Here is a 20,956-nt window from a genome sequence, read left to right on the forward strand (position 1 = left end):
TTTTACATCTCGTATTGAAAAATATCTTAAATAGATGTCTTAATCAATTTTACTTACACACTTTTCTTGACAAACCCAATGAATCCTTTTTTTATTACGCTTCGTATCATGCCATTCCATATAAGAAGCTATCCATGGTCATTGTTATTTGTCATCGGTATACACAGGTAAATCTAAAAATGTTATATGGAATTGTTTCCCATATTTATTCTGAATGACTTTTTCAAACACTTTTTGATTTGTTAAATCTTTTGTACCACTATAAATCAGTTTTTCACCATAGATATTTTCCTCACGTAACATGAAAGAGGTATTAATTTCATTATATGTAATCATATAATAAATCGTACTTTCCTTCTCTTCTAGCTTTTCACCTTTTGCGGAAACATTGACCTGACCTTTTGCCGTTATGGCATAAATATCTAAGATTCGGTCTTTATTACTTTTCTTGTTTGCATCCATAAAAATACGATACATTAATTTTTGCTCTTGTAGTTCTGGTTTCGAATTAATGTAGAAATCAGTGAAATCTTCATTTAAAATCTGTTCCATATTCTTTTTTAAATAACTGGTTCCTCTTTGATTGATTTCTTTCAAAAAAGCTGGTTGCAATTCATCGACACTGCTTAAACGTTCCGGTAAATTTTCTACTGTTATCTTTCGTATCGTATGAATGGGATGAATATGGTATTGATCCGCCAAATCTTCATCATAGGTGCTGCTTATCAAAAGCGTATCGCCATTTTGCAAATTCTTCTTAGGTGAAACCTTATACGCAACGGAATCCATAAATTCTTGTTTCCGTTGATTGTAATCCGTAATACTATTAAAAACCTTAACACTGGCAGAACCACTTTCTCCATCATATACAATAGAAATGTCCTTTGTTAAATCAACATCAACTGTTCTAAAAAACAACATATAACAAGTCGCATACAAGCTGATGATAATTGCCAGCATACAGATTGAGGTAATGGTTTTACTTTTCATTGCCTCTTTTCCAGGCGGTTTAAAGTGTGTGCTCATACACTCATCCTTTCTGTTGACTTCCTATTTAGTATACCATTTTTTATGAATCGTTACCATGCTTTCTTCTTACGTATTTCTTACTTATTACGTATCGCATATTTGATTTCTCCTTTATCAAGTCTCAACAAGACCATCTTTTTATATAATCATACGATGTTGATGAATATATGAAATAAAAGAATCCAACACTGCTATGATCAATCCTAAGCGTGTTGGATTTCTTCCCTTTTCTATTTACCTTCTTCATCTTTTAAACGTTGTACACATGCCTTCCTTACTTCATCATTCACAAATGCGGAAATATCTTGACCATAGCGTACCATTTCCCGAATGATGGTACTAGATACAAAAGATTGTGAAGGAGAAGCAAATAAAAGGATTGTTTCAATATCTTCAGCCATATGCTGATTGATACTAGCAATATCGCGTTCGTACTCATAATCCTTCACACTGCGAACACCGCGAATGATGGCAGAAGCTCCATGTTTTCTTGCATATTCTACCGTCAAACAGGTATCGTGATCAATGCGTACGTTCGCTAATTTCGCACAGGCTGCTTTCATAAACTGTAGGCGCTCTTCTAAAGTGAACGCAGAACGTTTTTCTGAATTCTCTAATATGACAACAATAACTTCATCAAACAAATGGCTAGCTCTGGTGATAATATCCAGATGTCCATTGGTGATTGGATCAAAGCTGCCGGGAAAAATGGCTTTTTTCATAATGGCCTCCATTCTTTCGCTACATGCGGGCACAAATTTTCTAAACACACTTACCACTAGTTGTTTTATAGTTTTTAGGAAAGAACACTATAGAGCATGTGGAAGTAAATGGTATTTCTTATTTGCTTAATTTAAATAAGTACCTTTGCCGTATTTTTAAGTTCCCCATTTTTATCAAGTTTTCACCCTTACCTCTTCTTATAATATGTAATACGCGTAATGCCATAGGTGGCATCTTTTACCTGCTCTAATGTTCCATAATACTCTTTAAAGGAATCCTCTTTAAGACTTTCGCAAACAACATCAGCTCCTGAAGAAAGCAGATCATGTTCCTCCAAGTAAGTTAAGATCCAATCAATCTGTTGTTTTTGATAAGGTGGATCTAGATAAACAAGATCAAATTTTCTTCCTTGTTCACTAGCAGCTGCTAGAGCTTTCTTGTAATCCATCTTCCATATTTCACAATTTTGCTGAATGCCTAATGTTTTAATATTCCGACGTATAGTCGCAATCGCCTTGCCATGAATATCACAAAGGATGGAATGGGATATGCCACGACTGATAGCTTCCAAAGACATATTTCCACTACCACCAAACAAATCCAGCATCTCACCACCATCAAAATATGGTCCAATTCTTGAGAATACTGCCTCTTTTACTTTATCTAAAGTAGGCCGTGTCGCATCCCCATCTACTGCCTCTATAACACGAGAACGAAATTTTCCTGCAACTATTCGCATTTTTTTCAACTCCTTATGTATAAACCAAAATTGGATGGGCATCATACTAGTGCAACCAAGTAAATGGTTGCTACCCCCCAATCTTTGTTTCTCCTCTTCCCTTTCTTAAAGAGTCCCTACCCCTTGGGGCTCTTTTTTTATCTACGCCTACTTTCACACTGCCCTGACGTCGAATGCGTGAGATGACCCCCTGAGATATTCCTATGGCACTCATGATAGACATCAAAGAACTACCGCCACTGGATATAAACAATAATGGTACACCAGTCAACGGTATCAATCCGCTGACACCACCGACATTCAAAACAAAATGTACAAAAATATACATGCCGGTACCAATCAAAATAATTTTATAGCCTTCACTTTGCGTATGAAAAGCATAATAGAATAAGCGTTGTAAAATAAGCAAGTAGCCGATTACTACGATACCTAATCCAAACACGCCTAATTCTTCTACAACGATAGAGAGGATGAAATCATTATCGGACTGTGTAAGATATCCATATTTTTGAATAGAGCTACCAAAATCTACACCTGTGATACCGCCTCTGGCGAAACCATATAAGCCATTAATCAATTGATACCCTACACCATGCGGATGTTGGAAAGGATCGATGGCGATATCCACACGACTACTTACATGTTTAAAAACAGGCAGTTTTGCTACCATCGTACTTCCGGTTTCACTCATAAGGAACAATGTACATACTGTGCCAACTATGAGTAACAGTTTTACCGTACGCTGTGCTTTTCTTAAGCTGCGATGGGAAGGTATTAAAAAGCAGATTATCGTGATCATCGTCAATACCAACATCGTACCTAAATCGCGCTGAAATAAAATTATCACAAAGAAAACAATAAAGAATATGACTGGAATGCGCACAATTGTCCAAAAATCATAGTTTTTGCGACCTGCCAATTCTACATACACAGCCATGATAACCACCATGAAGATTTTAGCAAATTCCGAAGGCTGCAAAGTGACCTCCATTCCAGGAATCGGAATTTGAATCCATGCTTTAGAACCAAACGTTTCTTTTGATACTAAAGTAAATGCCAATAAGCCTAATAGTATTAAACCAGCATAAAGATAAAGCTTCTTTGCCCTTGTCATCGTAAAGTTATTAGCAAAAAAAGTCATTAAGACATATGAGAATACCACAAAAGCCATCTGTTTGAGGATAACTTTCACCAGAACCAGTAAGCCACCGGCCTTTCCGGCATTCGTTGAAATGATCATTAAAGTACCAAAAGCAATTAGGATCAACACAGCTGCCTGCAGCGCCACATCAAATTTCTTTGGCATCTTTAAAGATACAATTATATTTTTTATCCGCAAGTGACATTCTCCTTTCTTTCATGTACTCTTAATGATATCATATTCTATATCATTTTTTAATATTTATTTAGCAAAACTCTTCCATTCTGAAAGAAAAGCGTATAAAATAAAGAACGAAAGAAAAGGAGTCTGTATATGAGCTTTAATTATGATAACATCGTTAAGGATAGTGATCCTATCGTTAGAGAAAAAAGCGTCACCGTACCAATTCCGATGCATGAAGAAGATAAAGAATTGTTAATGGACATGTTGCAATATGTTCGTGACTCACAAGACAGTGAACTGGCAGAAAAGCAGAACCTACGCCCAGCCGTCGGCATAGCGGCGATTCAATTAGGAATTCCTAAAAAAATGCTTGCTGTTGTTGTTCCTAAAGATGAAGAAGAAGATTATGAATTTGCTTTAGCAAATCCTAAGATTATTTCTGAATCAATTCAAAAAGCATATCTGAAAAACGGTGAAGGCTGTTTATCTGTAGAAGAAGAACATGAAGGCATCGTTCCTCGAGCTGCCCGCATTAAGGTCAAAGGCTTTGATTTATTACGTAATGAAGAAATCGTAATTTCAGCTAGCGGTTATCTCGCCATTGTATTACAACATGAAATGGATCATTTCAATGGTACTTTGTTTTATGATCATATCAATGTTACGAATCCTTGGCAGGAAATTCCAGACGCTAAGGTTATTGAATAAATGCTCATTAAGAGCATTTTTTATGCCCAAAACAGGTAGTTAAATGAAAAAAAGATACAGAAGCTGATTATTTTCGCTGATTTATGTTATAATAGAAAAAGATATAGGGTGCATATCAAATATAGTAAGAAAGGAGTTATTATGATAAATCATCATACAACAAATAAAAATCGTGCACCGAGAATCAGTCAGGATACAACGAATAAAGACAGTTATAATAAAATAAATACCGAACGAGGCGATACGCTAATTTATGCAATGGGCGGATTAGGCGAAGTCGGAAAAAATATGTACTGCTTTGAACACGAGAATGAAATCTTAATCATTGACTCTGGTGTTCGTTTTCCTGAGGACGATCTTCTCGGTGTCGATTATGTCATTCCAGATTATAACTATCTGGTGAAGAATAATCGTAAACGTAAAATATTAATTATCACGCATGGTCATGAGGATCATATTGGAGGAATTCCCTTCCTTTTAAAAAGTGTTGATATCGAAGCTATTTACGCACCGGCTTTTGCGGTAGCGTTAATCAATAAAAAATTAGAAGAACGTAAAATGCTAAGAGGCGTTAAAATCGTAGAAATCAATGATCGTAGTTCGGTCAAGATGCAACATTTCACATGTGGTTTCTTCAACACGACACATTCGATACCTGATTCTTTGGGTATTTTGATTAATACGCCAAATGGGCGTATCGTTGAAACTGGTGACTTTAAATTTGACTTGACACCGGTTGGCAGCAATGCTGATTATCAGGTCATGGCTTATATGGGACAGATTGGCGTAGACTTATTAATGAGTGATTCTACCAACTCTGGTGTAGCGGATTTTTCCATTTCTGAAAAGAAAGTGGCAGCAGAAATTTTAGATACCATGAAAAAAACGGATGGACGTTTAATTGTAGCAACCTTTGCTAGTAATGTCTATCGCGTTTCGCAAATCTTAGAAGCGGCTGTTGCTTGTGGACGTAAGGTCATTATCTTTGGACGTAGCATGGAGAATGTTGTAACCATTGGACGTAAAATGGGTAAGATCAAGGTTGGTGAAGAACACTTCTTAAAACCGGAACAGCTTTCTCATACACCAGCATCAAAGACATGTATCGTATGTACCGGCAGCCAAGGAGAACCACTTGCGGCATTGTCTCGTATTGCGAATGGAACACATCGTTTCATCAAACTGATTCCTGGTGATACCGTAATTTTCTCTTCTTCTCCGATACCTGGTAACGGAGCTAGTGTCAATCAGGTTGTTAACAAATTATTTAAAGCCGGGGCAAATGTCCTGACAAAATCAATTTTAGGTAATTTGCATACGACCGGCCATGCCTCACAGGAAGAGCAGAAATTGATGCTGCAGTTGATTAAGCCGAAATACTTCATGCCTGTCCATGGGGAATATAAAATGTTGAAACAGCACAAAGAAACAGCTATGGAGACTGGTATTCCTGAAGAAAATATCTTTACTTGTGCAAATGGGGATGTATTGATTTTGCGTAATCACCATGTATACGAAAGCAGCTTCCGTATTGCGGCTGATGATATTTATGTTGATGGTAATGATATCAGCGGTGTATCTACTGCCGTTTTAAAAGATCGTAAGATTTTGGCGGATAATGGATTAGTTGCAGCTATCATAGCGATTGATTCAAAAGAAAATAAAGTGTTATGCAAACCTGTTATTGTATCTCGTGGATTTGTCTTTATTAAAGATAGTCAGGGCTTATTGAAAGAAGCAGAAATGATTGTATACGATGCATTGAAGGAAAAAATGAAACAGCGTACAACCTTTTCTGATTTAAAGAATTGCGTGCGTTCTACTTTGGAACCGTTCTTATACAATAAGACACATCGTAATCCTATCGTTATTCCTGTTATCATTAATTCAAAAGCGGCTATGGCAGCCATGGCACAAGCTAGAGCCACACGCGTCAATCAACGAAAAACGCCACGAAAACCAACAACACATGAACCATCTTAACCGAAGGAAACCTTCGGTTTTTATTTTCTTATCCTCTTCTTTATGGTAAAATAAATGAGAATATGAGGTGTAAACAGCATGGTGAAAAAACTAGTAAAAATTGTTTCTGTATTATTACTTTTTGCCCTTCTAATTGCAGGTGTTTTCTTTTATTCTATCTACTATTCTGTAGATCATGTGAAGCTTGTAAATGAAACAATCAGTAGTACAAAAGTCCCCACTTCAATGAATGATATTAAAATCGCTTTTATAAGCGATATCAAATATCATGGGTTTATGAAAAAAGAAAGACTTTCTACCATGATGGAAACCTTAGAAACCGCAGGGGCTGACATTGTTATCTTTGGCGGCGATGTCTTTACTTCCTTTGAAGAACAAAAACCCGATTCACAAACCGTGCGTGAAATTACTTCCCTGTTACAAAATATTAAAGCTCCATTAGGTAAATTTGCTGTATTAGGAGATGAAGATCTAGTAAGCAAAGAAGCCAAGCAAAAAGTCACTACTATTCTTTATAACAGTGATTTTGAAATTATCACCAATAAGAAATTGCAAATTCGCAACGGCAGTAAAGATAGCATTACACTCATTGGCTTAGATTCCATGATCAATGGCAACCCAAATGTATCCAAGCCTTTTGATAACATTAGTTCTGATGAATTTAATATTATGGTAACGCATTGTCCTGATATCATTAATAATAATGAAATTAACACAAAGTATTTAGATATCATCCTCAGTGGTCATTCTCTCGGTGGTCAAATTTATTTGCCATTGATAGGAGCTTTACAGAAAAGTGAAGGTGCTGATACATATTCACATGGTAAATATAGCATCAATGAAACTAAGCTCTATGTTTCCAATGGTTTGGGGACTGTTAATATGGATATGCGTTTGTTTGCCAGACCACAAATTTTGATCTTTCGTTTGGTGCATGAAAATTAACATGCACCTTTTTACAAACATCACTTCTAAAAGGAGGTTCTTTCATGATTGAAATCACATTTACAGAAAGTGCCGGTGGCGGTTTAAAAATGGCTCATGCCCTTTTGCACAATCAGCAATCTTCTTCACAAACCACCTTGCCAACAGAAATCCCACCTTCTTTTCAAGCATATGTAGGGGAAAATGTGTTTTGTTTTTCCCTTATGTTAAGTGTTGGAAAGATTTCTGAAGAGCTGTTCTTTTCCCAACGTCAAGATATACTGCAGCAGCTTTATCATGATTTACCAAAAGATCTTCCTAGTGGAACACAAATGGCTAAGGATTGCATAGAACAAACCAAGCAGCAAATGACGATGTTAAAGAAACGCTTACAAGAAAAAGAAACAATCCGTATCTGGTACAGCCAAACACCGGATGATATTTGTGGATTTTATTGGTTTTGTCATCTATTACAGCAATGGCAGTTTTCAAATACTGTATATCTTCTGAAACTACCTGATTGGGAATATCATGATGGAGATCATGTTAATGTGAACCATCTTTGGAGTGAAGTTGCCCCAGAAGCCTTCTTCTCTTACCTTCCCCTTCAACAAGTTGCTCCCCCATCGCTGATTCAGTATTATGCACAATGCTGGCATACATTGCAAGAGGAAAATGGTAGTTTACGTGCCATCATCAATAATAACTTACTTACTGTTCCACTTACTTTTTATGATTTCCTCATCATAAAAACTTTTGCTAAATTTCATAAACCGGTTGTTGAAGCCTTTGTAATAGGAAAGCTTCTTAGCAAAGAAGCTGTTGGAATTCATGATACTTTTTTACATGCACGCATTCAATTTCTCCTACAAAAAAAACTATTGAAATGCATTGAAAAAGCTGAAGATAAACCTTATTATGATAAACTTCTCCTTAGCGACTATCTGATGTAAGCATATTTCAGCTATGTACTAGTCTTTTGTTTACGCTAAATTCAACAGATAATTATGAAACATACATAAAATAGTACGAAATCATAAATTTATGGAAGTTACTATAAGAATCATATCACAGAAGGATGTCTAGCTGGCATAGTTTATCGTAAAGCCAGCGCCTGCACAAATATATTAAAGCATCCCTATTTCATGCAATAAGGAGAAGATTGCAATTGCTGAGAATCGAAAAAAATGATTTATAATGATACTAATTCCTTTTCCATGCATTTACTAATCCTCTTACATACTATGAATTCATTTACAGTGAAACATACATACAAAAAGAAAAAATCAGGCAGTGTTTTGCCTGATCTTTTTACTGTATCTACGCTTTGATTCTAATACTTTTTTGTCTATGCGCGTAATTGGGCATCAACATCATGTTTCAAAGTTTCCAGGATTTTATCAAAGATTTCATTGATTTCCTTATCCTTTAAGGTACGCTCATTTGACTGGAAGTTGATGGACAATGCTATTGATTTATGTCCTTCTTCTACATGTTCACCGGTATAAACATCAAAGACTTCTACGTTTTGAATGATGTTTTCTTTACCCAATTTACCATTTTTACGAATGCTGTTTAAGATATCCGCAACCTTTACATCTTCTTTAACAACCAATGCCAAATCGCGTGATACACTAGGATATTTGCTGACTTCGATAAATTTAACCTTACTTGCTTTATTGTTTAACAGCACTTCAAGATTTAATTCCATGCCATACACATCATCAATCGCATATTCTTTTGCCATTGCCGGATGAATTTCTCCAAAAATACCCAGTAATTCTTTACCCAAATATAACTCTGCACTGCGATATGGGTGGAAATGTTTCGTATCTAATTTATTTTCTTGAACACGAATACGATTATTACTAAAGCCTAATGCTTCCAGCATGCTTTCAGCCAATCCTTTTAACGTGTAGAAATCAACATCCACACTGAATTTCTGCCAACGGTTTTTCTGCAAAGCACCACTTGCCGCAACAGCTAAGCGTTCTTCTACATGATGATTGCCATACACATTACTGATTTCAAACAATGCTACATCATGCTGATTTCTTGCCTGATTATAAGCAATACATCCCAACAAGGATGGCAGTAAGCTGTTTCGTACATAACGGCGATCTTCACTCATTGGTGATGCCATTTCTACGATATCCTGACTGCATGGAAGGATAGCATCTTCGATATGTTTTTTACTTACCAAAGAATAGCTGACAGCCTCATTATAACCAAGATTACTTAAAATATCGCGTACTCTTCTACGCATTCTTTGACGATTATCTAAAGCCCCTAAAGTTGCTGGCATATATGGCAAAGTACTAGGCAAACGATCATACCCTAAAATACGAATGATTTCTTCTGCAATATCTGCTTCCATACTGATATCGGTACGATAGCTAGGAATGCAGACATGAATGTTTTCCCCTTGTTTGCTAGGAGCAAAGTGCAAATCCTCTAATACTTGCATAACTTCTGCTTCGGCAAAGGTTGTACCTAGCAGTTTGTTGATGCTGTCCAGATTCACATCAAAGGCAACCGGTGTATAGTGATTATCCCCATACTGAACAGTTTCTTCAATACCATCCGCATCTGCATATTCACGTAATAAAGCAACTGCTCGATCCATTGCCTTGAAGGTTGCCATCGGTTCAATGCCTTTTTGGTAACGCACACTGGCATCGGTATTCAGATTCAAACGGCGTGCCGTATTACGGATTGCCACATGATGGAAGATGGCTGCTTCAATGATAATTCCACTTGTTGTATCTTCAATCTTAGAATCATCACCGCCCATAATACCAGCAATACCAATTGGTTTTCCTTCGGTGGTAATTACGATATCATCATCAGTTAAAGCATAATCAACACCATCTAACGCGGTATATGTGCATGCTTGATGATCTTTTACCGTGATTTCCTGAGCCGGAATCGCATTGATATCATAGAAATGCAAAGGCTGTCCAGTTTCTAACATGACGATATTGGAAATATCTACCACGTTATTGATCGATTTCATACCGGCTGCCATTAACAGCTCTTTCATCCATTTTGGTGAAGGTTTGATAGTCACATGATTGATAACCTTCCCTAAGAATAATGGACATTTTTCTGTTTCACTGGAAACTTTTAATTTCGTAGGTGTTCCTATATTAGCACTGCCTTCTTCATAGGGCAATGTCACTTCTTTATGTAAGATAGCCCCGGTTTCCAAAGCCATAGACCAAGCAGCCATACAATCGTTACGATTTGGTGTTAATCCAACATCCAAAATGGCATCATCCAAGCCTAGATATCCTAATGGATCTTCATTGCCAACAGGTGCATCTTCATCCAAGACCTCAATTCCGTTTTTACTTTCTTCACTCAGCATATGTGCATCAACACCAAGCTCCAATAAAGAACAGATCATGCCATTAGAGGCTTGTCCGCGAATCATACCGGCTTTGATTTCACCATCAGGTAACTTTGCCCCAACACGAGCAACGATGACCTTTTGTCCAGCGGCAACATTTGGTGCCCCACAAACAATTTGCTCACTTGTATCCCCTAGATCCACCTGACAAACATGCAAATGGTCACTATCTGGATGTGCTTCACAGCTCAATACCTTACCAATCACCAATTTACTGCCACTTGACATATGCGCAACGCCTTCAACTTCCAAGCCAGCATCGGTAATGCGTTCGGCCATTTCTTCTATCGTAATATCGGACAGATCCATGTACTGTCCTAACCATTTTTTACTTATTATCATGCCAACATCCTCCTACTCGAAACGATTAAATGTCTTCAAGAAGCGAAGATCATTTGTATAGAAATTACGTATATCCGTAATGCCATATTTCAGCATAGCTACACGTTCAATACCGACACCAAACGCAAAACCGCTGCATTTCTCAGGATCATACCCAGCCATACGTAGCACATTTGGATGCACCATGCCGGCACCTAAGATTTCAATCCAACCGGTTCCTTTACAAACCGGGCAGCCCTTGCCTCCACATACATGACAACTAACATCAACTTCCACGCTAGGTTCTGTAAACTGGAAATAGCTTGGACGGAAACGAATCGTACGGCTTTCACCGAACATTTTCTGTGCTAAGAATTCCAAGGTTCCCTTTAAATCAGATAAGGTGATGCCTTCTGCGACAACCAAACCTTCACACTGCATAAACTGATGAGAATGCGTTGCATCATCATCATCACGGCGATAGACCTTACCTGGGCAGATGACCTTGATTGGCAGATGGCAATTTTGTTTTGCATAGTATTCCAATTGGCGCATTTGTACGGCAGTCGTGTGGGTACGTAGCAATTCTTCTTCATTGATGTAGAAGGTATCCTGCATATCTCTGGCAGGGTGATCCTTTGGTATATTGGCACGTTCAAAGTTATAGAAGTCTTCTTCTACTTCCGGACCTTCAGCTACCGTATAGCCTAAACCAATAAACAAATCTTCAATTTCCTGCTGGATGAGCATCAAAGGATGTAAATTGCCCAGGTTCGGCTTTTGACCATCTAAAGTGATATCAATTTTTTCCTTTTCAATCTTTTCTTCCATTTCTTTGATTTCCAACACCTGCTTGCGTTCTTCTATCGCATCCGCAAACATTGTTTTGACCTCATTGACCTGTTGGCCAAAGGCAGGGCGTTCTTCCTTAGGAAGATCTTTCATTGATTTCATAACTTCCTGAATCGGACCTTTTTTACCAAGATACAATACACGTAATTCTTGCAGATCATGCAAACTTTCACAGGCTGCAATCTTAGCAAGGCCTTCTTCTTTGATACTTGTAAGCTTTTCCATACTTTCATTCCTTTCTGCTTATAAAAAAAGCCGCAAGCTACAGGAACCCATGCGTATGGGCGGTACCATCCTGTTTCATCTTGCGACACACTTACTTACAATACACAGATAACCGCTGTGTGATACGGGGGATCATTACTCCCACTCCTAGGTGAATTCATAAAGGCTTTTCACAAAAAGACTTTCAGCTGGTGTCTTTTCTCTCTGGGTGAAGGCATTTTACTACTAGTCCTCATCAACGTATTCTTTATTATTATAAAGAACTTATGCTGAAATTACAAGGGGAAAATCAGAAGAATCAGATGTGCAACAGCATTCACACTCATACACAACAGGATTCCTAATATTGTAGGAATCAGAAATGCCAGCCATGTCCATTTCCAGCTTTGCGTTTCTTTATGAATAGTCAATAATGTGGTAGCACATGGAAAATGCACAAGGGAGAACAGCAGCGTACAAATGGCAGTGATCCATGTCCAACCATGATCAACAAATAAACTCTTAAGTAAGGTCAGATTACTTAGATCATTCATAGAACCACTTGCCATATAAGCCATGATCATAATAGGTACGACAATCTCATTTGCTGGAAATCCTAATAAGAACGCTAATAGAATTACCCCATCCAATCCCATCAGTTTCGCAAATGGATCTAGAAAACCGGAGACATATGCTAAGATCGTAATTCCCTGCACCTCCACGTTGGCGAACAACCAAATGATGATGCCGGCTGGTAACGCCACACTGATGGCCCTTCCCAAAACAAATAAAGTACGATCAAAGATAGAACGAAGGATGACCTTACCAAACTGTGGGCGGCGATATGGCGGTAGTTCCAGAGAAAAACTAGAAGGTATACCCTTTAATAAGGTTTTCGATAAGACTTTTGATACCAAAAAAGTCAAAAAGATACCAAACAAGATGACAAGAGTCAGCAGGAGCGTAGCAAATAAACCATTCCACGGTGCTGCAAACATACCGGCAAAAAACATGGTGATAATACTGATAAGCGTAGGAAAACGTCCATTGCACGGCACAAAGACATTCGTCAAAATAGCAATCAAACGCTCTCTAGGGCTATCAATGATGCGAGCACCGCTAACCCCAACTGCATTACACCCAAAGCCCATTGCCATAGTCAATGCCTGTTTTCCACACGTACAAGCCTTTTGAAAAAAGCCATCCAGATTAAAGGCAATACGCGGAAGATAGCCAAAGTCTTCTAATAAGGTGAATAAGGGAAAGAAAATAGCCATAGGTGGCAACATGACGGCAATGACCCATCCTGCTGTCTTTACCATACCATCCACGAATAAACCTTCTAGCAGTTTTGCCACATGCAGCTGCTCACAAGCCTGATGTAGCCATGCTTCCAATTGAACAAAGAAGGCACTTAGATAAGCACTTGGAACATTGGCACCGGCAATTGTGATCCAAAAAATCAATGCCAATAACACGATCATACACAAAAAGCCCCACACCTTATGCGTAACGATACGATCCATACGCATATCCTTTTCTAAATAGGATCCATCCTCAATCTTGACACACTGATCACAGATCATCTTCGCTTTTTTTTGTAAGGCATTCACTATGATATCCTCAAATTGTTCATAGCAGCCACTTCTTTTTAGATGTTCCTGTTCCTGTCTGACCATAGTCTGAACTTCCTCTTTATTCGTCAAGACGGCATAAAATTTTTCGTCCTCTACTTGCGGATCAAGTAATTTTAATGCCAGAAAATGATGATTCCATCCAGGCGCATGAATAGTCTGTGCCAGTCTTTCGATTGCCTGTTGCAATTGTGCATCATAAGACAGTACACACCACTCACGCAGTGGTTTTTGAGCTGTTTTTTCAATGGCTTCCTTTAAGCTGCGAAATCCTTTTCCATTACGAGCACTCATGCCAACGACTTCAACCTGTAATAAGTTAGCTAATTTATCAAGATCCAGATGGATGTGTTTCTTTTCGGCTTCATCCATCAAATTAACAATTACTACAACACGATTCGTAATTTCCATGGTTTGTAAGACTAAATTCATATTGCGTTCTAACATCGTCGCATCACAAACGACCAGACAGACATCACATTTCTCAAAACAAACGAAATTGCGTGCTACCTCTTCCTCACTAGAATGTGCTAAAAGTGAATAAGTGCCAGGAAGATCGATCATTTCATGAATGCGATCATGATGTGTAAAAGTGCCACTAGCCAGTTCAACAGTTTTACCAGGCCAATTCCCCGTATGCTGTTTCATGCCTGTCAAACCATTAAACACTGTACTTTTTCCGACATTTGGATTTCCCAACAAGGCAATTGTATAGCCCTTTGTTTCTTTTTCATATAATTCATTAATTTCCTCATTCATCTGCATTAATTTCTCAAACAGCACGAAACTCCCCCTTTTCGCGAACTTCGATGTTCTTTTCATCGCTCGCACGCAAAGCAATCTTACCACCTTTTACAATATATGCCCGCATACCTTTGGAGGGTGAGGAAAGAATAGGTTCTACGATATTACCCACAACAAAGCCCAGATCCATCAGCCGGCGTTTCATATGTGCCTCATGATGTAATGCTATGATTTCCACCTGTGTAAGCAAAGGCACCTCCTGTAATGTCATCCTTAAACACCTCCTATGTTAGTATATTGAACCTGGTAAAAATAGCTGATGGCAAATACCTAGACATAGAATAAGATATGTACAAATGCAGCTAGGTTGTATAACTTAAGACAAAAACATAGAGAATTCGTATATAATAAAAAAGATATCTGCAAGAGATGTTTGCAAATATCTTATCGGTTTATAAATTAGTTAATTCCTCATCTAAACATTTTAGATCCTTACGAATAGTTAAGGCTTGCGGACATAGCGTTTCACACTTTCCACATTGTTGACAATGACTAGCTTTTTCTTCTTCCTTCATACTAGTATACGCATCTTTGGTTTTTTGTGCAAAGGCATATTTAGCATACTCATTCCACAATTTGAAATTTTTAGGAATATCTACACCGAAAGGGCAAGGCATACAATAACTACATCCGGTACAGCCATTGCGGGTACGCTCTTTGATCTTCTTCGCTGCTCTTTCAACCAACTGACGTTCTTCCTCTTGCAATGGTGTGAATTGCTCGAAGGTGGAAAGATTATCCAAGACCTGTTCCATGCTAGACATGCCACTTAAGACAACCTTCACATTTGGTTTGCTGGCAACCCAACGCAATGCCCAAGAAGAAATGCTTTTTTCTGGAGCGTATGCCTTCATTTCGGCAGCGATATCTTCTGGCAAATAAGATAATGAACCACCCTTGATTGGTTCCATAATGACCATTGGAATCCCTAGCTGCTCAGCTAAAGCATAGCCACGATCTCCGGCCTGTACATCTGTATCTACATAATTATATTGAATCTGACAAAAATCCCAAGCACGATAAGTTAGAATTTCTTCAAAGACCTCATAACTATCATGAAAAGAAAAACCAAAATTGCGAATCTTTCCTGCTTGCTTTAATTCCTCACAATAGCTCACAATACCTAATTGTTTTGCCTTTTCCCATTTTGCTTTGTCTAAGGCATGTAACAAATAAAAATCAACATAGTCTACATCTAAACGCGCAAGCTGTTTCTCAAACATTACCTTTGCATCATCTAAAGAAGTAAGATCCCATAAAGGAAGTTTGGTTGTCAGGTAAAAACTATCACGTGGATATTTTTTCAGCACCCTGCCCACAAAAGGTTCACTATCACCATGATGGTAAGGAAAAGCCGTATCAATATACGTCACTCCATGGGCAATGGCTGTATCCAACATTTTCGTTGCTTGTTTCTCATCAATGCTGCCATCCTTGTTCGTTGGAAAACGCATACAGCCAAATCCTAATAAAGATGGTGTATATCCATGTTTCATCTCTCTATATTCCATGTGAAAATACCTCCTACTTTTTTTATCATTATACTATGAAATTTTAAAAGAAAACAGGACTATTTCATCCTGTTGTCAATTCCTTTAGGTCAAATGGTGTCATTTGGTATACATAATTCAGCCAGTTGCGATAAAGCAAATTGGCATGGGCACGCCATTTAAAAAGCGGCTCTTTGCTAGGATCATCTTCAGGAAAATAATTATATGGAATCTGAATTTCTTTGCCCTGGTTCAGATCACGGAAATACTCCTGTGCTAAGGTATCCTTTCCATATTCTAAATGCCCCATAATGAAGATACGGCGAAAATCACGTGTAGCAATAATATTAGAGCCTGTTGTATTAGAGCGTGATAAAACTTCCAGTTCCTTGACCTCTGCTAAAGCTTCTTCATCAATCGCTGTATGGCGAGAATGCGGTGTCATATGTACCTCATCAAAGCCATTGGTCAAAAAGTTATATTCATCACACAAGAGCTGCGGGAAGATACCAAATACTTTATGTGGAAGTAAATGCTTTTGGATCCCATAATGATAATATAAGCCTGCCTGCGCACCCCAACAGATATGCACGGTGGAATAAACATGGGATTTGCTCCATTCCATGATCGTACAAAGCTCTTGCCAATAATCCACATCTTCATATTCTAAATGTTCTACCGGTGCTCCGGTAATAATAAGACCATCGTAATGGTTCTCCTTCAACATGGAAAAATCATCATAAAATTTCAATAAATGATCGGCACTGGTATTCTTAGAAACATGGTTGCTGACCTTCATAAAGTCAATATCTACCTGTAAAGGTGATTTACTGATCAAACGCAAGATCTGCGTTTCTGTTTCAATCTTTTTCGGCATCAGATTTAAAATAGCAATGCGCAATGGACGAATATCTTGTTTTCGGGCAACATCCTCTTCTAAGGCAAAGATTTTTTCACTTTCCAAAATCTCCTTAGCAGGCAATCCATTTAGTATATTAATTGGCATACCAAATCACCCTAAATTTGCGCAAAGGCTTGTTTCAGATCATCTAAGATATCTTCCACATTTTCAATACCGCATGATAAACGTATCAAGCCTGGGGTAATACCGCAATTTACCAACTGTTCATCACTTAACTGACGATGTGTTGAGCTTGCCGGATGCAAGACACAGGTACGAATATCGGCTACATGGACTTCCAAAGAAGCGAGTTGTAAATGATCGATAAAGGCAGCGGCGCGCTCCCTTCCCCCTTTAATGGAAAAGGAAATAACTCCACAACAGCCATTTGGCAGATATTTCTGTGCCAAAGTATAGTATTTAGAACTTTTTAAGCCTGGATAGTTTACAAATTCAACAGCTTCCTGACTTTCTAAATATGCAGCCACTTTCTGGGCATTTGCACAATGACGCTCCATGCGCAAAGCCAGTGTTTCTAAGCCTAGGTTTAATAGGAAAGCAGAATGGGCAGCTGGATAGCAACCTAAATCACGCATCAGCTGTACGCGTGCTTTGGTAATATAAGCAGCCTTACCAAAGCTTTCGGTATAAACAATACCATGATAAGATTCATCCGGTGTGCTTAAGCCAGGAAATTTTCCATTATCCCAAGGAAAGTTCCCACTATCTACGATCACACCGCCTACCTGCAAGGCATGTCCATCCATATATTTTGTCGTTGAATGGATTACGATATCGGCACCCCATGCAAATGGACGGCACAAAATCGGTGTAGCAAATGTATTATCAATTAATAAAGGTACATCATGGGCATGTGCTAGTTTGGCAAACTTTTCAATGTCCAACACATTCATGGCCGGATTCGCCATGATCTCACCAAAAACGGCCTTGGTATTCGGACGAAAAGCAGCTTCAATTTCGGCTGGCTGTGCATCCGGGTCAACAAAGGTAACTTCAATGCCAAACTTCTTCAAAGTAATGGCAAATAAATTCACCGTTCCGCCATAAATCGTTGAAGAAGAAATCACATGATCTCCGCTTTCCAACAAATTCATCAAAGCTATGAAAGAAGCACTCTGTCCACTTGTTGTACATAGTGCACCGATACCGCCTTCCAATGCGGCAATCTTTTTTTCTACTGCATCTACAGTAGGATTGGAAATACGTGAATACATATGCCCTTCTGCTGTTAGATCAAATAATTGTCCTACAAAATCAGTTGAATCATATTTATATGTCGTACTTTGATAAATGGGCAATACACGTGGTTCCCCATTCTTTGGTTCATACCCTGCATGTAAGCATTTTGTTTCTATTTTCATAAACGCTCCTCCAATTTTCATATGTTTAATTTTACTATCATTTCTTTCATTATTCAATCTATTTTTATTTCACTCCTACACAGGTTCTTCCTTTGATCTGATCCAATACCCGCATGACCTCCATACTGGCTGCCTGTGACATTAGCGGACTTTCCAATAGTCCTTGTTCCATGCAATCTACAGCATGTTCGATTTCCGGTGTAAAATCACTCTCCATACAAACTTGAATCTTCTCTTGCCCATCCTCTTTCACAAGAAGTGCCTCGGTGTTCTTCCAAAAATTCTCACAAACGATATAGCCGTTATCTCCATATAAAAACCCCTTATTTTCAACTGTCATATTCCAACAGCTGCGAATACTAGCCATGATGCCATTTTCATATTGTAATAAGCATTGCATAAAATCATCATACCCTTTTTGCGTAAGATGGACCATATCTTTGCAGGATACAAGCCTGCTATTGGCAAAAAAGTTTGCATAAACCAATGGGTATACACCGACATCATAACTACAGCCCCCATCCTCTTGACGATAGCCCCAAAAATCATCCGGCATATTTTCCTTACCAAGATCATAACCATAACTTGCCTCAATATAGCGCAATTGCCCGATTGCTCCATCCTGTATCATTTGTTGAATGGTCTGATTTAAAGGAGTAAAAATCGTTTTTTCTGCCTCCATTAAAAAACATCCTTGTTTTTTCGCAAAGGTAAAACACTCCACTACTTGCTCATGATTAGCAACAAATGGTTTTTCACATACTACATGCTTATGATGCTGTAAGCATGCCATGATATGTGTATAATGCAAATAATTAGGGGTACAGATATACACCATATCTACCTGAGGATCATGCAGCAATTCCTCATAGCTCCCATAGGCTTTGGGGCAAGGATGTTGTTTTTGAAAATCTTGAGCGTGTGCGATATTTCGCGATGCTACCGCATATAGCTGTGCATTGTGTGCATAGGCAATCCCCTTTGCAACACGATGTGAAATCTTTCCTAATCCCATGATACCGATATTTTTCATAGACGTTACCTTCCTTTTCCTTTATTGTAACGCAAGGAGATACAACTCGTAAAGAAGTCATTTTCATATGTTTGATTCTTTGTTATAATGAAAAAAAAGGAGGCTTTTAAAATGGAATATGAAATCAAAGGCGGGCAATTACCGGTTGTTGTTTGTCATTTACAAAAAGATGAAAAAGTATTTACCGAATCCGGTGGCATGTGCTGGATGGATGATGGATTTGAAATGTATGCGAATACACGTGGTGGTTTACTAAAAGGATTAGGCCGAGCTATGGCTGGTGAATCCATTTTCTTAACAACCTATACTGCCGGCAACGATAATAGTGAAATTGCCTTTGGCTCTAGTTTCCCCGGTAAGATCTTACCCATTACCTTATGTGATGGAGAATGCATCATCATTCAGAAAACAGCCTTTCTAGCTGCGGAAGACAGTGTCACCTTGCAACCATTCTTCCGTAAACGTTTAGGAGCCGGTTTCTTTGGCGGAGAAGGTTTTATCCTACAAAAACTGATAGGACCGGGAACCGCCTTCTTAGAAATTGATGGCGATATTGTGGAGAAAGAGTTACAACCAGGACAGCTGTTAAAGATCGATCAAGGCTATATCGCGATGTTTGAAGAGCATGTAGATTTTGATATCACAACAGTAAAAGGTTTAAAAAATAAGTTTTTAAGTGGTGAAGGTTTCTTCTTGGCAACCTGTAAAGGTCCGGGCAAAGTATGGTTACAAACCATGCCATTCTCAGTCTTAGCTGATCGTATCATCGATATTGTACCACATCAATAAAACAATGCTTCCTTTCAAAGCCATCTATCCTGATGGCTTTTTCTTTTGCGAATATAGATGGTTCTTTTTTACAAAAAGGTATTGTCAAATTCACAAAAATATTGTATATTATTAACGCAATCAAGATGCGGGTGTAGTTCAATGGTAGAACTTCAGCCTTCCAAGCTGACTACGTGAGTTCGATTCTCATCACCCGCTCCATTAAGAACGATAAGCGATGATTCCTATCATCGTTTTTATTTTCTACTTTCATCATATTTCTTTTGCTTCATCGATTTCATCATAGTATTTTACCCTTATTTGCGATACAATAGGCATGGTGATAAAGATGAAAAGAAAACAGACTTGGTTTTATATAGGCGTTGGTGTTGTCCTATTGTTACTAATCTATATGATTGGTGTAGGTGCCAATGGGAAAGCTTTGGCTGCCCGCCAAAAAGTTTTTACCTTTCATAAAGGTGAAGTCTTGCCAAAGAAAGCAACTTATTATGTAAAAGGCATCACCAATCCCAAAAAAGTAGAAATGGACATGTCCCAAGTCAACACAGATAAAACCGGCAACTATATCCTACATATCAAACAATCTTCACATACCTATGATGTAAAGATTCAAATCATTGCATGAGAAAAGAGGCTGTAACGAAATAGACTGAATTGACAAGTCTATGAGGTTACACCTCTTTTTTCTATGCTTTGTTCTGAAA

The 20,956-nt window shown here is 38.2% G+C and carries 18 protein-coding genes and 1 tRNA gene; 7 read left to right on the forward strand and 12 right to left on the reverse strand.

All coding sequences use genetic code 11. From position 1 onward, the window contains the following. Window positions 1-144: 144 nt before the first annotated feature. From ACESSZ_RS14090 to ACESSZ_RS14105, 4 genes are all read right to left on the reverse strand, one after another. Window positions 145-1,026 carry a hypothetical protein gene (locus ACESSZ_RS14090; protein ID WP_008688017.1) on the reverse strand — a complete coding sequence of 294 codons (882 nt, stop codon included), beginning with the start codon at window positions 1,024-1,026 and terminating at the stop codon, window positions 145-147. 233 nt (window positions 1,027-1,259) lie between these two features. Continuing rightward, complete coding sequence (gene coaD, locus ACESSZ_RS14095) at window positions 1,260-1,751, reverse strand: pantetheine-phosphate adenylyltransferase (protein ID WP_008688011.1); 492 nt, start codon at window positions 1,749-1,751, stop codon at window positions 1,260-1,262. A gap of 188 nt (window positions 1,752-1,939) precedes the next feature. Further along, window positions 1,940-2,536 (reverse strand): 16S rRNA (guanine(966)-N(2))-methyltransferase RsmD, encoded by a 597-nt coding sequence (rsmD, locus tag ACESSZ_RS14100; RefSeq protein WP_318250316.1) that lies wholly within the window; start codon window positions 2,534-2,536, stop codon window positions 1,940-1,942. A gap of 25 nt (window positions 2,537-2,561) precedes the next feature. Beyond that, window positions 2,562-3,830 carry an FtsW/RodA/SpoVE family cell cycle protein gene (locus ACESSZ_RS14105; RefSeq protein WP_499842862.1) on the reverse strand — a complete coding sequence of 423 codons (1,269 nt, stop codon included), beginning with the start codon at window positions 3,828-3,830 and terminating at the stop codon, window positions 2,562-2,564. A 135-nt stretch (window positions 3,831-3,965) separates the two neighbouring features. On the opposite strand from ACESSZ_RS14105, the gene def reads away from it, so the two are divergent. From def to ACESSZ_RS14125, 4 genes are all read left to right on the forward strand, one after another. Continuing rightward, the gene (gene def / locus ACESSZ_RS14110; protein ID WP_008688008.1) at window positions 3,966-4,523 is read left to right on the forward strand and encodes a peptide deformylase; all 558 of its coding nucleotides are present in this window, start codon (window positions 3,966-3,968) and stop codon (window positions 4,521-4,523) included. Between the two features lie 141 nt (window positions 4,524-4,664). After that, the gene (gene rnjA, locus ACESSZ_RS14115; RefSeq protein WP_008688007.1) at window positions 4,665-6,506 is read left to right on the forward strand and encodes a ribonuclease J1; all 1,842 of its coding nucleotides are present in this window, start codon (window positions 4,665-4,667) and stop codon (window positions 6,504-6,506) included. Between the two features lie 78 nt (window positions 6,507-6,584). Beyond that, entirely contained in the window at window positions 6,585-7,451 is an 867-nt protein-coding gene (locus ACESSZ_RS14120) for a metallophosphoesterase (RefSeq protein ID WP_331866701.1), read from the forward strand. Between the two features lie 44 nt (window positions 7,452-7,495). Then, window positions 7,496-8,383, forward strand: a complete 888-nt coding sequence (locus ACESSZ_RS14125; protein ID WP_207901014.1) for a DUF1835 domain-containing protein — start codon at window positions 7,496-7,498, stop codon at window positions 8,381-8,383. Between the two features lie 395 nt (window positions 8,384-8,778). Here the strand turns inward: ACESSZ_RS14125 and pheT are convergent, their stop codons facing one another. The 8 genes from pheT to ACESSZ_RS14165 all read right to left on the reverse strand — a co-directional run bounded on the left by pheT (window position 8,779) and on the right by ACESSZ_RS14165 (window position 19,463). Then, window positions 8,779-11,184, reverse strand: a complete 2,406-nt coding sequence (gene pheT / locus ACESSZ_RS14130; protein ID WP_008688002.1) for a phenylalanine--tRNA ligase subunit beta — start codon at window positions 11,182-11,184, stop codon at window positions 8,779-8,781. Window positions 11,185-11,196: 12 nt separating this feature from the next. Then, on the reverse strand, window positions 11,197-12,240 hold the full coding sequence (gene pheS / locus ACESSZ_RS14135; RefSeq protein ID WP_008687999.1) for a phenylalanine--tRNA ligase subunit alpha: 1,044 nt from the start codon (window positions 12,238-12,240) through the stop codon (window positions 11,197-11,199). Window positions 12,241-12,515: 275 nt separating this feature from the next. Further along, complete coding sequence (gene feoB / locus ACESSZ_RS14140; protein ID WP_008687998.1) at window positions 12,516-14,636, reverse strand: ferrous iron transport protein B; 2,121 nt, start codon at window positions 14,634-14,636, stop codon at window positions 12,516-12,518. Further along, window positions 14,626-14,868: a FeoA family protein gene (locus tag ACESSZ_RS14145; protein ID WP_008687996.1), complete on the reverse strand. Its 243-nt coding sequence runs from the start codon at window positions 14,866-14,868 to the stop codon at window positions 14,626-14,628. The genes feoB and ACESSZ_RS14145 overlap by 11 nt, the downstream gene beginning before the upstream one ends. A 181-nt stretch (window positions 14,869-15,049) precedes the next feature. Continuing rightward, the gene (locus ACESSZ_RS14150; RefSeq protein ID WP_008687995.1) at window positions 15,050-16,168 is read right to left on the reverse strand and encodes an aldo/keto reductase; all 1,119 of its coding nucleotides are present in this window, start codon (window positions 16,166-16,168) and stop codon (window positions 15,050-15,052) included. Between the two features lie 64 nt (window positions 16,169-16,232). Further along, window positions 16,233-17,153, reverse strand: coding sequence for a homoserine O-succinyltransferase (locus ACESSZ_RS14155; RefSeq protein WP_008687993.1), 921 nt, complete (start codon window positions 17,151-17,153; stop codon window positions 16,233-16,235). Between the two features lie 11 nt (window positions 17,154-17,164). Beyond that, complete coding sequence (locus tag ACESSZ_RS14160) at window positions 17,165-18,430, reverse strand: O-acetylhomoserine aminocarboxypropyltransferase/cysteine synthase family protein (protein WP_008687992.1); 1,266 nt, start codon at window positions 18,428-18,430, stop codon at window positions 17,165-17,167. A gap of 64 nt (window positions 18,431-18,494) precedes the next feature. Further along, window positions 18,495-19,463, reverse strand: coding sequence for a Gfo/Idh/MocA family protein (locus ACESSZ_RS14165; RefSeq protein ID WP_008687991.1), 969 nt, complete (start codon window positions 19,461-19,463; stop codon window positions 18,495-18,497). Between the two features lie 111 nt (window positions 19,464-19,574). Here ACESSZ_RS14165 and ACESSZ_RS14170 point away from each other — a divergent pair, with 111 nt between their 5' ends. The 3 genes from ACESSZ_RS14170 to ACESSZ_RS14180 all read left to right on the forward strand — a co-directional run bounded on the left by ACESSZ_RS14170 (window position 19,575) and on the right by ACESSZ_RS14180 (window position 20,877). Then, complete coding sequence (locus ACESSZ_RS14170; RefSeq protein WP_008687990.1) at window positions 19,575-20,252, forward strand: TIGR00266 family protein; 678 nt, start codon at window positions 19,575-19,577, stop codon at window positions 20,250-20,252. 127 nt (window positions 20,253-20,379) lie between these two features. Then, window positions 20,380-20,453, forward strand: a tRNA-Gly gene (locus tag ACESSZ_RS14175). A 127-nt stretch (window positions 20,454-20,580) separates the two neighbouring features. Next, window positions 20,581-20,877: a hypothetical protein gene (locus tag ACESSZ_RS14180; RefSeq protein ID WP_117547522.1), complete on the forward strand. Its 297-nt coding sequence runs from the start codon at window positions 20,581-20,583 to the stop codon at window positions 20,875-20,877. Window positions 20,878-20,956: the final 79 nt, after the last annotated feature.

The organism is Eubacterium sp. 3_1_31, assembly GCF_964249515.1.
Classification (GTDB): Bacteria; Bacillota_I; Bacilli_A; order Erysipelotrichales; family Erysipelotrichaceae; genus Longicatena; species Longicatena caecimuris.